The organism is Enterococcus sp. AMC1251, assembly GCF_058216535.1.
The window spans coordinates 483284-497981 of the sequence record NZ_CM177098.1 but is presented as its reverse complement, the minus strand read 5'-3'; the positions used below and the strand labels follow the sequence as shown (position 1 = coordinate 497981).

14 protein-coding genes are annotated in these 14698 nt (G+C 34.4%); 3 read left to right on the top strand and 11 right to left on the bottom strand.

Going from position 1 to position 14698, the window contains the following annotated elements; all coding sequences use genetic code 11:
- Positions 1 to 908 precede the first annotated feature (908 nt).
- From AC4BBR_RS02295 to AC4BBR_RS02270, 6 genes are all read right to left on the bottom strand, one after another.
- A complete protein-coding gene (locus AC4BBR_RS02295) occupies positions 909 to 2867 on the bottom strand; it encodes a heavy metal translocating P-type ATPase (RefSeq protein ID WP_490460970.1) in 1959 nt (652 codons plus the stop codon).
- A gap of 462 nt (positions 2868 to 3329) precedes the next feature.
- Positions 3330 to 3587, bottom strand: coding sequence for an ABC transporter substrate-binding protein (locus tag AC4BBR_RS02290; RefSeq protein WP_490460969.1), 258 nt, complete (start codon positions 3585 to 3587; stop codon positions 3330 to 3332).
- Positions 3588 to 3864: 277 nt separating this feature from the next.
- Positions 3865 to 4242, bottom strand: a complete 378-nt coding sequence (locus AC4BBR_RS02285; RefSeq protein WP_490460968.1) for an OsmC family protein — start codon at positions 4240 to 4242, stop codon at positions 3865 to 3867.
- Between the two features lie 131 nt (positions 4243 to 4373).
- Positions 4374 to 5687, bottom strand: a complete 1314-nt coding sequence (locus AC4BBR_RS02280; protein ID WP_490460967.1) for a metallophosphoesterase — start codon at positions 5685 to 5687, stop codon at positions 4374 to 4376.
- Positions 5688 to 5894: 207 nt separating this feature from the next.
- A complete protein-coding gene (locus AC4BBR_RS02275) occupies positions 5895 to 6227 on the bottom strand; it encodes a thioredoxin family protein (RefSeq protein WP_490460966.1) in 333 nt (110 codons plus the stop codon).
- A 73-nt stretch (positions 6228 to 6300) separates the two neighbouring features.
- Entirely contained in the window at positions 6301 to 7059 is a 759-nt protein-coding gene (locus AC4BBR_RS02270; protein WP_490460965.1) for a MerR family transcriptional regulator, read from the bottom strand.
- A 98-nt stretch (positions 7060 to 7157) separates the two neighbouring features.
- Between AC4BBR_RS02270 and AC4BBR_RS02265 the strand changes: the two genes are divergently transcribed.
- Complete coding sequence (locus tag AC4BBR_RS02265) at positions 7158 to 8900, top strand: ABC transporter ATP-binding protein (protein ID WP_490460964.1); 1743 nt, start codon at positions 7158 to 7160, stop codon at positions 8898 to 8900.
- Positions 8900 to 10675 (top strand): ABC transporter ATP-binding protein, encoded by a 1776-nt coding sequence (locus AC4BBR_RS02260; protein WP_490462057.1) that lies wholly within the window; start codon positions 8900 to 8902, stop codon positions 10673 to 10675. The genes AC4BBR_RS02265 and AC4BBR_RS02260 overlap by 1 nt, the downstream gene beginning before the upstream one ends.
- A gap of 172 nt (positions 10676 to 10847) precedes the next feature.
- On the opposite strand, the gene AC4BBR_RS02255 is transcribed toward AC4BBR_RS02260, so the two are convergent.
- Both AC4BBR_RS02255 and AC4BBR_RS02250 read right to left on the bottom strand, forming a co-directional pair.
- Complete coding sequence (locus AC4BBR_RS02255; protein ID WP_490460963.1) at positions 10848 to 11165, bottom strand: hypothetical protein; 318 nt, start codon at positions 11163 to 11165, stop codon at positions 10848 to 10850.
- A 4-nt stretch (positions 11166 to 11169) separates the two neighbouring features.
- The gene (locus AC4BBR_RS02250; RefSeq protein WP_490460962.1) at positions 11170 to 11625 is read right to left on the bottom strand and encodes a DUF1292 domain-containing protein; all 456 of its coding nucleotides are present in this window, start codon (positions 11623 to 11625) and stop codon (positions 11170 to 11172) included.
- A gap of 334 nt (positions 11626 to 11959) precedes the next feature.
- Here AC4BBR_RS02250 and AC4BBR_RS02245 point away from each other — a divergent pair, with 334 nt between their 5' ends.
- On the top strand, positions 11960 to 12919 hold the full coding sequence (locus AC4BBR_RS02245; protein WP_490459128.1) for an IS30 family transposase: 960 nt from the start codon (positions 11960 to 11962) through the stop codon (positions 12917 to 12919).
- A gap of 122 nt (positions 12920 to 13041) precedes the next feature.
- Here AC4BBR_RS02245 and AC4BBR_RS02240 read toward each other — a convergent pair whose 3' ends face one another.
- The 3 genes from AC4BBR_RS02240 to AC4BBR_RS02230 form a co-directional block, all read right to left on the bottom strand.
- Positions 13042 to 13269 (bottom strand): hypothetical protein, encoded by a 228-nt coding sequence (locus tag AC4BBR_RS02240; RefSeq protein ID WP_490460961.1) that lies wholly within the window; start codon positions 13267 to 13269, stop codon positions 13042 to 13044.
- A 277-nt stretch (positions 13270 to 13546) separates the two neighbouring features.
- The gene (locus tag AC4BBR_RS02235; protein WP_490460960.1) at positions 13547 to 14023 is read right to left on the bottom strand and encodes a hypothetical protein; all 477 of its coding nucleotides are present in this window, start codon (positions 14021 to 14023) and stop codon (positions 13547 to 13549) included.
- Between the two features lie 18 nt (positions 14024 to 14041).
- Complete coding sequence (locus tag AC4BBR_RS02230; protein ID WP_490460959.1) at positions 14042 to 14674, bottom strand: hypothetical protein; 633 nt, start codon at positions 14672 to 14674, stop codon at positions 14042 to 14044.
- Positions 14675 to 14698 lie beyond the last annotated feature (24 nt).

Here is a 14698-nt window from a genome sequence, read left to right as displayed (position 1 = left end):
ACATTAATGTGAATTGTCTATGTATGTAATTGTAATGACAAGTGTAGTAATTTTTTATTGAAAAAAATAATCAACTTCACTAGCATCTTTTTAGTACCTGTTACTATCTCACACTTAGCTAATTATATTCGTCATAACCAGCCATTATCTGTTTGATAAAAAAACAATACTCCAAAACTTTCAAAAAACATGCCTACCTCTATCTATTTTATCAGATAAAGCTCCAACAAACAAACTGATTTAACGGTTTATTTTCATTTTCACGTTTCTAAAACCACTCTCTTTCTTTATTTTCTAAAAAAAAAAAACCTCAACGATTTTAAATCATGTTTTTTTATAAAAATAATCTGTAATAATCGTTTTTTATTTCCAATAGCAAATATAAACTAATTTTACTAATTAAATATATAGCCAACCATACAAACTAAATCATCAACGCTCACTTCACATTATTCATCAGATGCTATTTTAAATAATGATTGTAGCTCATCTACTGCAATTCATATTACAAAAAAAGCAATCGATTTCTGACAAACTAAAAAATCGTTCTTCTTGAAAATCAGTTTTTCTGATTAAAAAATTAGTATTATTTATTTTTTGCACTCCATCTCCATACATATATATGTTATTAATTTAATTATAATCAAGCAACGATACTAATTGTTTTTTTTCATTATTCACTATTTTTTCACATAAAATCTCTTATTTGTTCACAATATAGTAATGTATTTTCTAACTAAACTATACTTATTAAAGCATTTCACTATTTAATCTATAGTTCCTAACAATAAAGAAAGCGATTTCTTTCCATTTAGTACTCATTTTATTTTCATAATAAATGTACTAAAAATTAGAGGACTAACGCATCAACGATGGATAAGCGTGCCCTCTAACTTTAATATGTTTTTCTACTCTTTCGATGGGATTAATAAACGTAAGCCATTCAAAATAACTAACAAAGTGCTTCCCTCATGAGCGATAACACCGATTGTGATATCCATTTTCCCTAAAATATTCAAAGTGATTAACAAAACTACGATGAACATTGAAAAGACAATATTTTGCCAAACGACTCGATCTAAACGCTTAGAAATCTTATGCGCATAACTGAATTTGGTTAAATCATTTTGCATTAATACTGCATCAGCAACATCGATAGCAATATCCGTACCTTCTCCCATTGCTACACCAATATTTGCTGTTACTAATGCTGGAGCATCATTGACACCATCTCCCAGCATTGCTACATTGCTAAACCGTGCTTGCAGATCTTTGATAATTGCAGCTTTATTTTCTGGTAATACATTTCCAATGACTTCGTCAATACCGATTTGACGCCCAACTGCCTGACCTGTTAATTCTGCATCTCCAGTAATCATCGTTGTATGAATTCTTTGTGATTTCAGATAGCTGATTACAGATTTTGCATAGTCATTTGGTACATCCATCATAGCGATTAAACCGATCACTTCATTGTTTTTTGCAAAATAAACGACCGTTTTACCTTCTTTAGCGTATTGTTCATTATGAGCGTTGATTTTGGTACTGACTAAACTAAACATTTCTGGTTTACCGATTTGATACATATCGCCAAGATAGTCTGTCACTAATCCTTTACCAAGTTCATTTTCAACGGTTAAAGACAAGTCGCTTCCTGCTTTAAATTTGTCTAAGATTGCATTAGCTAGGGGATGATTAGCTGTTTTTTCCATCGCAACAATTAAATCGATGCAAGTTTGTTCCGTCACTTGCGCTGTTTCAGTCAAAAAATAAAAATCGGTGACTAATGGTTTGCCTTTGGTCAATGTTCCGGTTTTGTCAAAAGCGACTGATTTGATTGTCGCTAAGTTCGCCAAATAAGAGCCACCTTTGAACAATACACCTCTTTTAGCTAGATTTGAAATCCCAGATAGCGTTGCTGGGACAGCACTAGCAGCAAGTGCACACGGTGAAGCAGAAATCAAAAATACCATACCACGATAAAAACTTTCGTTCCATGACCAGTTAAATACGAATGGACCAGCAGCTATAAAAATCGGTACTAAAATCAAGACGATTGTTACATAATAGGGTTCTAATTTTTGAATCTTAGTGGCTGTTTTAGACAAGTTCGATTGAGATTGGTTGACTAATTGAAGAATTTTAGCAAAAACTGTATCACGATTGTCTTTGGTGACTTCCATTGTAAATGTGCCGCTACCGTTGATGGTGCTACCAAATACTTCATCACCAACTGTTTTTTCTCTCGGTATACTTTCACCATTAATAGAAGATTCATCGATCGATGTTCGTCCAGATAAGATAATTCCATCTGTCGCAACTTGATCACCATTTAGGACTTGTAATTTATCACCAATTTTCAAAGTAGCAACATCCACTGTCTTCACACTGCCATTCGCTTGAATCAAACGAGCTTCTGTGGGATTCATTTTAAGTAAGTTCGTAATTTCTTTTTTACTACGGCCCTCTGCATACTCTTCAAGAAAATGAGCTGCTGCAAAGATAATAATTAACAATGCCCCTTCTTCATAATTTCCGATAATCGTTGCACCAAATGCGGCTAAGGTCATCAAAATATGGACATTGGGTACAAATTTCCTTTGCTTTTTTGATTCGTTGATTGTATCAATAATACCTTCTAAGATAATGTGATACCCCGATGAAAGCATTGCGCTAACAAAAAGAATATTCTGTAGCAAAGAGCCTTCTTTGATAAGAAATGCGACAATAAAAATAGCTAATCCAATAAAAAATAAAACGACTGGCGATTTCCCGTGGCTATGACTGTGTCCGTGACTACTGTCATGATTGTGCTCATGACCTTTTTCATTTGAGCAATTATGATCATGTGTTTTAATTGTTTCCATTCTATGTTTCCTCCTTTTGATTGGTTTAAAAAAGAGATATCCTTTTTCAAATGAGCATCTGTTCATATATCTTATATTTATAATACATGAACAAACATTCATATGTCAAGTAGAAATCGATACTTTTTTATACAAGAAAAGGTGTAGAATAAAAGTAAAAACCACTTTTGTTTCACACCCTAAATACGTATAGACGGTTAAAGCAGAAGCAACTCTTATAAGCCACTTCGATCCCATCAAATTCTAAGTGCTAAAGCACTAGTTCTTGAAGATTTCTTATTTTTAGGAGTTAAACACTTCGTTTATCCCATCCTCTTATTATCCAGTTTGTTTCTTCTACTTGAATATGTTTAAAATTATAAGGTAAACCAAAACTATGTTTTACAACACTGCTAATTTTTTTCTTTTGTAGTAACGCTGTTTGTTGTTGATAAATTGGTTCAATCGTGAAATCTTCCGCTACTAAAAGATGTTCTGCTTGTAATACACCTGACCATCTTTTCTCTTCATTTGCTGCATCGGAATCATTTTACCTTGATAAATAGCCTCCGCATTTTTTATAGAGGAAATAAATAAACTAGCATACGATGTCCTTGGTGTGACTGCTCGCTTCCAAACATAAAGGAAGTCATTCGTTGTAACTGATCCACCATTTGACCATTTTGCATCCTTCCTTAAAGAAATTGTATAGGTTAGTTTGTCGTCGCTAATTTCTGGCAACGCTTTTGCTACTGAAGGTATTGTTTCGGCTTATTGATAAAGGTCTTCTGGTACTTAGCTTTGAACATTAAAACTCGTAAAATCTTCTTCCTGTATAGTATCAAAAGTTAGTAATTCTACTGGCTCAACAAAATGAACGACTGCTTGTTTCGATTCATTCGACGTTGTTTTTTCAGCTAAATTACAGTACAGACGGTTAACAAAAACAGTACTGATAACGCACTAATTATGAAAATTTTTGCCATCTTATTCCTACTTGTAAGTTCTAGCAAGCTATCTAAATAAAAATCACATTTTCAACTACTGCTATTTCAGGGTCTAACGACTGTATAACTGGACAATTCTTTCCAATCAATTTCAGCGCTCGCTCAACTTTTCCCTGTTCTTCTTCTGAAACACGGATTGAAAAAGTAATGACCACGCAACTTAAAGGCTTCGCTTGTTTATTTTCTGCTTGTTCATAAGAAATTTCTACCTTACTGATCGTAAACGCAACGTGGGAATGGGTTAATATTTTTTCATAAACATATGCCCCACATGCACCAATAGATGCCACTAACATCTCAACTGGTGAAAAACCAATATCTTTTTTTAATACCCAGTTGCCACTTTTATGCACTAATTCAAATCCGTTTTCACTTGAATTTAATTCCATTTTTTCACTCCTCTGTTTATTGCTCTTTCATTTTCATAGCATTCTCATTACCTTATTATGATCGTACAAAATCAAACAAACTTATAAAAAAACTTCCCTCATTTACTTAAAATTCGGGAAGCTATTACTCATTAAAGATTTATTTTCAACTGATTATCTTCTTGATTTTTATCTTGAATGATCGAATCGATATACTCTTTTAAAAATTTACTATTTTCTGCAATGATTTGATAACCAGGGTCTGCTTTGATTTTTGCAACTTCTTCATCTGTAATAAAATCATTCCCCGAAAAAAAACGATAATTTACTTGTCCTACAAATTCAGCCGCCATATCTAACTTTTTATCATCTGATAGACCAGTATCGATCAATTGAGCGTATCCTAATCTTTTTCCATCTTCAATAAAAACTTCTCTGATGTATTGCGAATAATTTTCTACTTGAGCGATTGAATGAGTATTTTCTTTTTTTTGATAGTTAAATGAATTTCCCTTTAGTTTCACTACACCGTACGCTTGGGGGGCAATCGAAAAAGAACTTGAAACAATTTCTGTTAGTGGATAACCTTTGCTTGTTTCTGTCATGATATCTTGGGCATGGATATGGCCTGAAAAGACAATTGGAACTTGGTAATCTGTCAAGACCTTTTTGAATTCATCCGCATTATTGAGGACAAATCCGTTTGACAATAGTTGATTATGCGCATAGATATTGTGATGCATGAAAATCAATGTTTTTTTCTTTTCTTTTTTCGACTTTTCTAACTGCTTTTTGACCCATTTCATTGTTTTTCCACGAATCGTTCCGCCTGTTGTAGGGCTTGTTTGAGGTTGATTATCTTCAGGATAAAGATTGGAATCAAGGAAAAGAAAATTATATTGCTGATTGACTGCTAGTGAATAACTTAATGAACTTTTATCGTAGTTAGTAGCATTCTCATACCCAGAATCGGCAAAGATTTCTTTAAAATCAACAATCGAAATCCCTTCTGTTATTTCTTGTTTATCACCAACAAATTTTCTAGCCCAACCATCGTTAACATCATGATTTCCTGGAATCACAAAAACATTGATTCCTTCGTCCGTTAGTTGCTTGAGTAATTCTGCTAATTTTTCTGCACTGACTTTTTCACCATTCAATGTTAAATCACCAGTAATAATAAGCATATCCGGCTTTTGATCGATTACTCTTTTGTTAAATGCTTGAATGCTTTCTTTTTGATATTCTAACTCTTTACCAGCTGCTGTTTCTCTGATTTTTCCGAATGCTGAACCTGAATCGGTTAAGCTTTTATCAATGTAATGAGGATCGCTAATCACCCAAAATTCTATGTTTTCTTTTTTAAATAGTGTTTCTTCTTTTTGTTCGTCATCTCTACTAAAATAAACAATTGTGCATAAAACTACTATTATGGCAAGTACTATAAATCCGACTTTTCTTTTCATTTATTGATTCTCCCGTTCTACCTAAGGTTTTTTCAAACAAAAAAGCGAGGGTGAGACAAAAGTAAAAAACACTTTTACCTCACCCTTTAAAACCGAATAAACAGTGGTGCAAAAGTAGCTCCTTCGGAAATTTCTGCTTATTTCTCGGAGCTAAACGCTTTTGTCCCAACCTCGAACCTTCTGGAATAATCTGTTGAACCTAGTATATCACTTCTGGCTTTCCTCAAATAAATAAATTTGCTCGATTGCACTTGCTAATTTTTTAAATTGAACAAATTTCCCTTCACGAATGTACTCTTTTCCTTCAACAAAAAAAAGTAACGTAGGCGCTGAAAACACTAAATATTCTGCTGAAATTTCCTTAACTTTATCTGCTTCAACTTCTCTTAACTTAATTTTGGGATATCGTTTTAATCGTTCAATCAATTTAGGTCTGAGTGCGTGACAGACAGAACAGTCTTCTTGTGAGACATATAGAAACGTTAGCTTATTTTCATTTATAAATGATTTGACTTCTTGAAGTGTTTGTGCTTTTTCCATTTACTGATCATCCTTTTTGATTGGCTAAATGATAGCATTTTATCATTAAAATTACGATATTTATGCACTTGTTTTACTTGCTCACTTCGATCCAAGCTTTATAATAGTCTCTATAAAATCCTTCTTGATCTTCTGCCGTCATGATATAACGTCCGATTATCGTACGCGTCTGATAGCCTTGTTTTTTTAATTTTTGTTTGATGGATTGGGCATTATTTTTCAAAGGTTCATCTGACTTGATCGTAAGTAGAAATTGTTTATGCGTATATTTTTGTTGCTTTGAGTGTTGCCAAATCGTTGCTTCATCCACAAATTCTCGTGTTGTAACAGCAAAACCGTACATAATCTCTTTTTCTTCTATATAAACCACTAAACTAGAAGGATTGTCGATGTATGTCTGTAATTCATTTGGATCTTTTAAATCAATTGGAATAATTCGTTCTATATCTAATGGTTCATCGATAAACTCTTTTTCTTTCAAGTCAATCAAACTCAACAATTGATCTTTTCTATATTTGATCCCTTGTTGTTTTTTCTCTAGTTCCACTAATTCTGCGACAACTCGACTTTCTGTTTCATCTAATATCTTCCATAATTCTTCTGGTGATTTCCGATAGAGGTTCGTCATTTTATTGATGGGAATATCCAACCTACGATAAAAATCGATATCACTGATCGTTAGGATATCCTCCATATCAAACATCCGATAACCATTATACCGATTTCTAGAGGATGTTAGTAGATTCATATCATCCCAATAACGAATTTTTGACTTTGGTAAATTCATGATTTCAGCAACTTGCCCTACCGTCAATAACTTCTCTTTTTCCATAAACGCACCTCCTATTTTCATTATAAACAAAAACGATTGACATTCAAGTGACTTGAAGGTGTAGAATTTCTTTTGAGTTTTAAAAAGGAGGAATTTATATGAAATTCATTCCGTTTTTCATTAAAAAGAATGGGATACTTATTTTAACGACAGTTATTAGTTTATGTTTACAAATTATCGGAACACTTGGTGTACCGTTGCTTGTCGCACAGTTGATTGACGTGGGAATTGCGAGTGGCGACACACAAGCAATCAAAACAATTGGGCTTAAAATGCTCACAATGGCTTTATTTGGTGCGCTCTCAGCAATTGCTGGAAGCTACCTTTCAGCTAAAGTAGCTGCGAAATTTGGTTTGGAAACACGAGAACTGTTTTTCGATAAACTCCAAACGTTTTCTATTAAAAATACAGACCATTTTGGAACAGGTTCCTTGCTGACAAGAATGACCAATGATGTTGATAATATTCAACAAATGATCGTGTTGTTCCTACAACTAATCTTACCAGCACCGATTATTGCGATTTTCTCACTTTACATGACCTTCACTTATTCAGCAACGTTAGCATTGGTTCCGTTAATCGCGATCGTCACTTTCGGCTTGATCGTGTATATCTTAATGAAAAAAGGAACACCTCTTTCTTTATTGATCCAACCTAAAATGGACAAGATTATTATAACTTTACGAGAGTTTTTCACTGGGATCAATATGATTCGTGCCTTTAACAATCAAGATTATGAAGAAGAACGAACAAATAAAACATTTTCTGACTATGCAAACGGCATGATTCGTGTAAATAGTATTTTCGCTTTCATTACCCCCGTTGCCTTCTTGCTTATGGGTGTCGTTTTTTCTTCTATCTTATGGTTTGGCGGAAACTTAGTTGCGCTTGGTACTTTGCAAATCGGAACTGTTTCAGCGGTGGTTGAATATTCTTTACTAACACTTGCTTACTTAATGATTGCCGCCATGGTTTTAGTTATGTTACCTAGATCATTGGCTTCAGTAAAAAGAATCGAAGAAGTTTTGAATACACAAGACCAAATTCTTGATACTGACCAACCTGTTTTACTCGAAAAAACTGATTCACAAGATGCCTTGATTGATTTAAACCATGTGACGTTCAGTTATGATCAAGCGGATGAACCTGTATTGGAAGATATTCATTTTAGTATTCCAAAAGGCAAAACAACTGCCATCGTTGGAGGAACTGGCTCTGGTAAAAGTACGGTTGCCAAATTATTATTACGACTTAGCGATGTCTCTGAGGGCGCGATCTTATTTGATGGAGTGGATATCAGAAATGTCACACAAAAAGAGTTACGTTCTAAGATCAGTTATGTTCCTCAAAAAGCTTTTCTATTTAGCGGAACCATCAAGAGTAACTTATTGATGGGCTATCCAGAAGCAGCAAAAGCAGATATGGATCGGGCAGCTAAAATTTCTCAACTTTCTTCTTATCTCGCTACATTGGAAGACGGGTACGATTCATTTGTAGCCCAAGGTGGAACAAACTTCTCAGGAGGACAAAGACAACGATTGTGTATCGCTCGAGCCTTGATCAAACCTGCAGATATTTACATTTTTGACGATAGTTTTTCAGCCCTTGATTATCAAACCGATGCTGCATTAAGGCTAGCATTAAAAGAAGAAATGGCAGATAAGACTTTGCTGATTGTTGCCCAAAGATTAAGCACAATCCAACAAGCAGATAGCATTATTGTCCTAGATGAAGGAAAAATCGTAGGCCAAGGAACCCACAGCCAACTGTTACAAAATAATAATACGTACCAAGAGTTTGCCCGCTCACAAGGGATTATCATAGAAGGAGCACACTCATGATGGAAAAATTAAATAAACAAACATTAAAACGATTCTTTCAATTGATCAGACCTGAACGTCCGATATTTTTTGGATTGATTCTATGTAGCTTGGTTGGAAATGCCTTAGTTATTGCCATGCCGTTCATCATGGGGATCGCCATTGATGACTTGCTTACACTGATCAAAACTCACGGCGTCGGTCATATTACGTTTCCAATGGTGCAAGAAGCTTTATTAACACCTGTTTTAATTCTGATCGTATTCTCGATCATCAGTAGTTTGATGTCTTACACCCAAGAACGTGTAATGGCGTCTTTAAGCGAACGGATCACATTAAGCGTCAGAAAAGAAGTCACGAAAAAGTTCAAATCACTACCGATGGCGTTTTTTGACCAACATCAAGTAGGAGATATTCTAAGCCGAACAACGACCAGTTTAAACCAATTATCACAAGTTTTTCTAACGGGGATCAATCAATTCTTTACATCAATCTCCACGATTGTCTTTGCTGGGATTATGTTATTTTATATTGATATAAAACTAACCCTGATCGTCGTTGTACTAATTGCAGGAAGCTCATTCTTAACAGGTAAAATTGCCAACAAGAATAAGAAACTAGCTGAGCAAAGCCAGGCAGAACTTGGGAATTTAAATAATAAAACAGAAGAGTTTTTATCTGGAAATTTAGTGACGAAAACCTTCAATCAACAAGCTCATGCAAAAGACGTTATTTCTGAAACAAACCAAAAGCATTATAAAGCCTTTCTAAGCGCTCAATTTATGAACTTTGCGATTTATCCTGCGATTCGTTTGATCAATCAATTAGCATTTATCGTCAGTGCAATCATCGGTGCCTTCTTAGTTTTACAAGGCGGCATCACAATTGGACTACTTCAAGCTTATCTACAATATATCAATCAAGTTTCTGAACCGATTTCTACCGCTTCTTATGTGATCAACTCGATTCAAGCAGCATTGGCAGCTGTTGATCGGATCTTTGAGATTTTAGATGCCGAAAATGATGTGCCAGAAAAAGCGAACGTACAACTCATCAATCAACCAACTGGCGCCATTGCTTTTGATAACGTTCAGTTTGGTTATACAGAAGAAAAAATGTTGATGAAACAAGTTGATTTTTCGGTTAAGCCGAAACAAATGGTAGCAATCGTTGGACCAACTGGTGCTGGTAAAACAACATTAGTGAACTTACTGATGCGTTTTTATGAATTAAATGGTGGTCGAATCACCTTTGACGACGTGGATATCACAGATCTTTCAAGAACAAATTTACGTGCAATGTTTGGAATGGTTTTACAAAATACGTGGTTGTTTGAGGGGACAATTGCGGAGAATATCGCGTATGGACGCATGGATGCAACACGAGAAGAAGTCATCGAAGCTGCTAAAATTGCACAATGTGATCATTTTATTCGGACGTTGCCAAATGGTTATGATTCAATCATCTCTAGCGAAAATGGTTCATTGTCACAAGGTCAGCAACAACTTTTGACGATTGCCAGAATCATTTTGGCGAATCCGCCTGTCGTTATTTTAGATGAGGCAACGTCTAGTGTGGATACTAGAACGGAAGCCCATATTCAAAAAGCGATGGATGAAGTAACGAATAATCGGACAAGCTTTGTGATTGCGCACCGTTTGTCTACGATTGAAAATGCGGATTTGATTTTAGTGATGAAAGATGGCGATATCGTGGAAAAAGGAAATCATCAAGAATTGTTGGCGCATCCTTCGTTATATGCATCATTGTATCATAGCCAGTTTCAAGAAATTTAAGCAAAATTCTACGAGTGTGAGACAAAAGTACTCCCTTCTGTCCCCACCTTTGATATAGAGCCATTTAAGACGACGACCTATTTCAATGATTAAAAAAATAACCGAACTTATCAAAGTGACGGTTATTTTTTTGTCATTTTTTAGTAAATCCATAATCGATTTAATCAAAACATTAGATTTCTTTTTTTACTAAAACACAATATTCATTTTTAAAATTTGCTTCATAGTCTCCTAAAATACGAATGATTTTTTGCTCTAGTTTACTAATTCCAAGTTTTTTATACATTTTCCGTTGGGTTTTCCAATGAATTAGCCAAAAAAGAACACCGCCGGAAAACCAAACGAATTGATCTACTTCTGTTGGACAATGACTGACTAATTCAGGTAATCTCTCGATGATTTGACCTTTAAAAACATAATCCTCTTTTCTTTTTTTCAACTGTCTATATAGTGATTCCATATCATTTAATTCTATTGTTTTTTCCTCCATTTTTTTATTTTTGCTCTAGGTAAACCTGGAATACTTCATCCAGTAATGCCCATTCTTCATCTGATTCTATATCTTTAAGACCATTTTCCATTCCTAAACCATCTTTAATACTGGTGGTTGAATAGGCCATATACTCTCCCTCATCGCTATCCGTTTCCTGGTAGATATATATAAAGTTTTTACCGAATTGTTTTTGGGCATCGATTTTTAATACTACTGTACAAAGTTCTTCATTTCCATCATCATCAACTAAAAGGAACTTTTCTGAACTTTGTCCTACGAATGATTCGTAATAGACAGTGTATTCAAAGTTCTCACTTTTGTATTTTGATTTTAAGTTGTTTTGGTTGTTGTATATATAGATAGTGAAAACTAGTAATATGGAAAAAATGATTAGTGGTGTCTTTTTCAATTTGGTTAATTTTGATTTTTGAGTTTTTATTATGTGTTTGATTTTCAATCCGTTTTCTCCAATTTTTTCTTAATTGTACTGCTTAACTAAGGTGTTCCAAAATCAATGTTTTTTGTAAATTCATTATATTCCAAATCTAGGTCTGGAAATTTCTTCTATAATTTTTCTAATACATTAATAAACGTTTAACTTTGTAAGTTTTCAGATACGTCTTAAAATACTCCACCTATAAATTCTAGGTGATTTTCTGAGTATACGTTCAGATAATTAATCCGATCTTTTTTTACTTCGCCGATAGTAAAATTAAGCTAGACAACTAAATAAGTCATTTGTGCTACACTCAAAATAGTTCCGACCAAAGAATTATAAGGAGTGAAGACAAATGACCTATACTCATCTTACATCAAATGAACTCGTGATGATAGAAGCTTATTTCAATATGAGCCAACCTGTTACGATGGTTTCTAAGACTTTAACTCGTTCTAGACAGACAATCTACAATGTTTACAACTTCCTGAAACAAGGAAAATCTATCTGTGACTATTACCAACAATATAAAGAAAATAAAACACGTTGTGGTCGACAACCCATTAGTTTGCCTACAAAACAGCATGATTACATTCAATCTATGGTGGCTCAAGGGTGGACACCTGATGTGATTATTGGTCGAGCTGAGTTTCCTATTTCATGCTCTGTTAGAACACTTTATCGTCAGTTTAAAGCGAATCAATTTGATTGCTCAAAACTACCAATGAAAGGGAAACGAAAGCCCAACGGGCATAAAGAACGTCGTGGAAAGCAAGCATTTAAACGCAATATTTCAGAACGATCCACTGACTACCCTAATTTCCAACAGGAATTTGGGCATTTAGAAGGTGACACAATTGTTGGCGTTCATCATAAAAGTGCCATCATCACTCTAGTTGAACGCCTTTCAAAAGTGATTATTACATTAAAACCAAATGGTCGGAAAGCATTGGATATTGAAAAAGCGACAACTGATTGGCTACAAAAGATTCCCAGAAACTTGTTCAAATCCATTACCTTTGATTGTGGAAAAGAATTTTCAAATTGGAAAAACATGAGTAATGTCAATGATATTTCTATCTATTTTGCAGACCCTGGAACCCCCTCACAACGCGGATTAAATGAGCATTCGAATGGGTTATTACGTAAAGATGGGCTGCCTAAAACAATGGATTTTAATCAAGTTGACCAAGCTTTTGTTGCGGCTGTCACCTCTAAAAGAAATCACATACCAAGGAAATCTTTAAATTATCGAACACCATTAGAAGTATTTTTGAGTTACATAAATGAAAGACATTTGTCTAGCTTAATTTGACAAATCAAACTTTTTAAAAGTATGTGCGTCAGTTCTTCTTGTATCTCATTAATTTAAGGATAATCTGAGAATCATTTTTTCTCTCACTGCTCTTATTCATAGCATAACCTCCAACTACTTACTTAAAACTGATCCTTTATTGCTTCCCAAATATTTAAAATGGTTTTATCTCCTATTCGAGCATTCTCCAACAAGTCTGATGCAGTTTTAAATTCTTGTGTTTTCCCACTAGATACAGTTGTTAAATAGTTACCGTCATCATTTTTGCTAATCCAATATTCTTCTCCATCATAGTAAAATTTATATTCTTCCCCATAAGATAAACTATTTGCCATCTCTTTATAGTCCATTTTTTTCTCCTTAGTCTTTATTTTCTGCTAGGATTTCCAGATAGATTATAATTCCATTTGTGTTCATGAGAATATTCAGGATGTTTTTTTAGAGTTTCCATGATTAGTCATGTCTACATCCCGAATAACTCTGTCTTGAAGTAATCAGGACCATATTTTTTCAACATTCGGGCGACACAGTCGTTAAATAGGAATGATTTCTCGATATCTTTTGGATCAGCTGTCGTTCGGCCTTTTTTACCCCCGCACCAAACTTTTGATGAAGTGCCTTTTTCATTTAATTTGAATTATACTCTTCTAAATCTTTAGATACAGAAGAATATACCTCTGTAAATTTATCAAGAATATTCATATCTTTTGCCTTGACTAATAATACTGTACCATCCCATGAAATAAATTCTGTATCCCCTAAAGGATGAATTATTTCTACTTTAGGACTCCACAATGATTCATTGCCATCTGCTGTTGGTAGAGGCGTATTCAAAACTTCTTTTAATGTAGTTCCATTTGGAAAACTTGTAAATACGCCCCAAATAAACATTATTTCTCCTTGATTAAAAAGCTCTTTTAACTCTGTACCTTTCATCCAAACATAATCTTTGTCTATTGATATCTGTTTAAAAGGATAAATATTACATTCATAGTTACTAATAAGCCAAAATTTGTCTAATTCTTTTTGTGGGAGCAAATTAAATATTTCTGCCATATTTGCTATATAACCTGTTTTTAATTCTCTAATTATTAATCCTTTCATACTTGAACTCCTATTCTATTATTTTGATGGTTTTGGTTTTTTAGGATCCGACCAATCCCAGGTATGCTCATGAGGAACTTTGGGATGTAATTTGGGATTCCCATGGTCAGTATGATGAATATCTTTAATTACTCTTCCCTTATCATCAAAAATTCTTTCGCTAATTAATTTACCATTTTCATCTACTCTTTTTATAACAGTATTTGGTTTGTGTATTGTAGGCAATTTATTATTCGTAGTTGTTTCCACCGCAACTTTAGTTCCACTATTCTGCACAGGTGCCTTGACCTTCGATGGTTTCCCTTTCACACTCTGAATCTTCTTACCCGGCGCACTGATCGTTCTCTTAGGTTTTCCAATAGCCTGAACTTTTCGCCCGTTACCAACAATCGGTGGTTTTTTCGACGTTCGTCCCGCTCGCCCTTTCCCCACATTCATAATCTGTTTAGCCCCAACACCTAACGCAGCTAAACTATTAACTAAAGACGCTCCTCTTGCAAGTCTTTCGGCTGGGGTTAATTTTTTCCCTGTCTTACTATCAATCCCTGTCCTTACTTCTTCAAACAGTCTTAAATTCTGTTCTACTAATAGATCGGTCACACCTTTTTCTCGCTCTGTCTTGAAATAATCTGGACCATATTTTTTCAGCATTCGGGCGACCCAATCGTTAAATCT

Bases quoted from the DNA above. Each gene is read 5' to 3' on its own strand.
- AC4BBR_RS02295 (WP_490460970.1), bottom strand. From the start codon at position 2,867: ATGGAAACAATTAAAACACATGATCATAATTGCTCAAATGAAAAAGGT.
- AC4BBR_RS02240 (WP_490460961.1), bottom strand. From the start codon at position 13,269: ATGGACTATAAAGAGATGGCAAATAGTTTATCTTATGGGGAAGAATAT.
- AC4BBR_RS02280 (WP_490460967.1), bottom strand. From the start codon at position 5,687: ATGAAAAGAAAAGTCGGATTTATAGTACTTGCCATAATAGTAGTTTTA.
- AC4BBR_RS02265 (WP_490460964.1), top strand. From the start codon at position 7,158: ATGAAATTCATTCCGTTTTTCATTAAAAAGAATGGGATACTTATTTTA.
- AC4BBR_RS02275 (WP_490460966.1), bottom strand. From the start codon at position 6,227: ATGGAAAAAGCACAAACACTTCAAGAAGTCAAATCATTTATAAATGAA.
- AC4BBR_RS02270 (WP_490460965.1), bottom strand. From the start codon at position 7,059: ATGGAAAAAGAGAAGTTATTGACGGTAGGGCAAGTTGCTGAAATCATG.
- AC4BBR_RS02285 (WP_490460968.1), bottom strand. From the start codon at position 4,242: ATGGAATTAAATTCAAGTGAAAACGGATTTGAATTAGTGCATAAAAGT.
- AC4BBR_RS02255 (WP_490460963.1), bottom strand. From the start codon at position 11,165: ATGGAGGAAAAAACAATAGAATTAAATGATATGGAATCACTATATAGA.
- AC4BBR_RS02230 (WP_490460959.1), bottom strand. From the start codon at position 14,674: ATGCTGAAAAAATATGGTCCAGATTATTTCAAGACAGAGCGAGAAAAA.
- AC4BBR_RS02245 (WP_490459128.1), top strand. From the start codon at position 11,960: ATGACCTATACTCATCTTACATCAAATGAACTCGTGATGATAGAAGCT.
- AC4BBR_RS02260 (WP_490462057.1), top strand. From the start codon at position 8,900: ATGGAAAAATTAAATAAACAAACATTAAAACGATTCTTTCAATTGATC.
- AC4BBR_RS02235 (WP_490460960.1), bottom strand. From the start codon at position 14,023: ATGAAAGGATTAATAATTAGAGAATTAAAAACAGGTTATATAGCAAAT.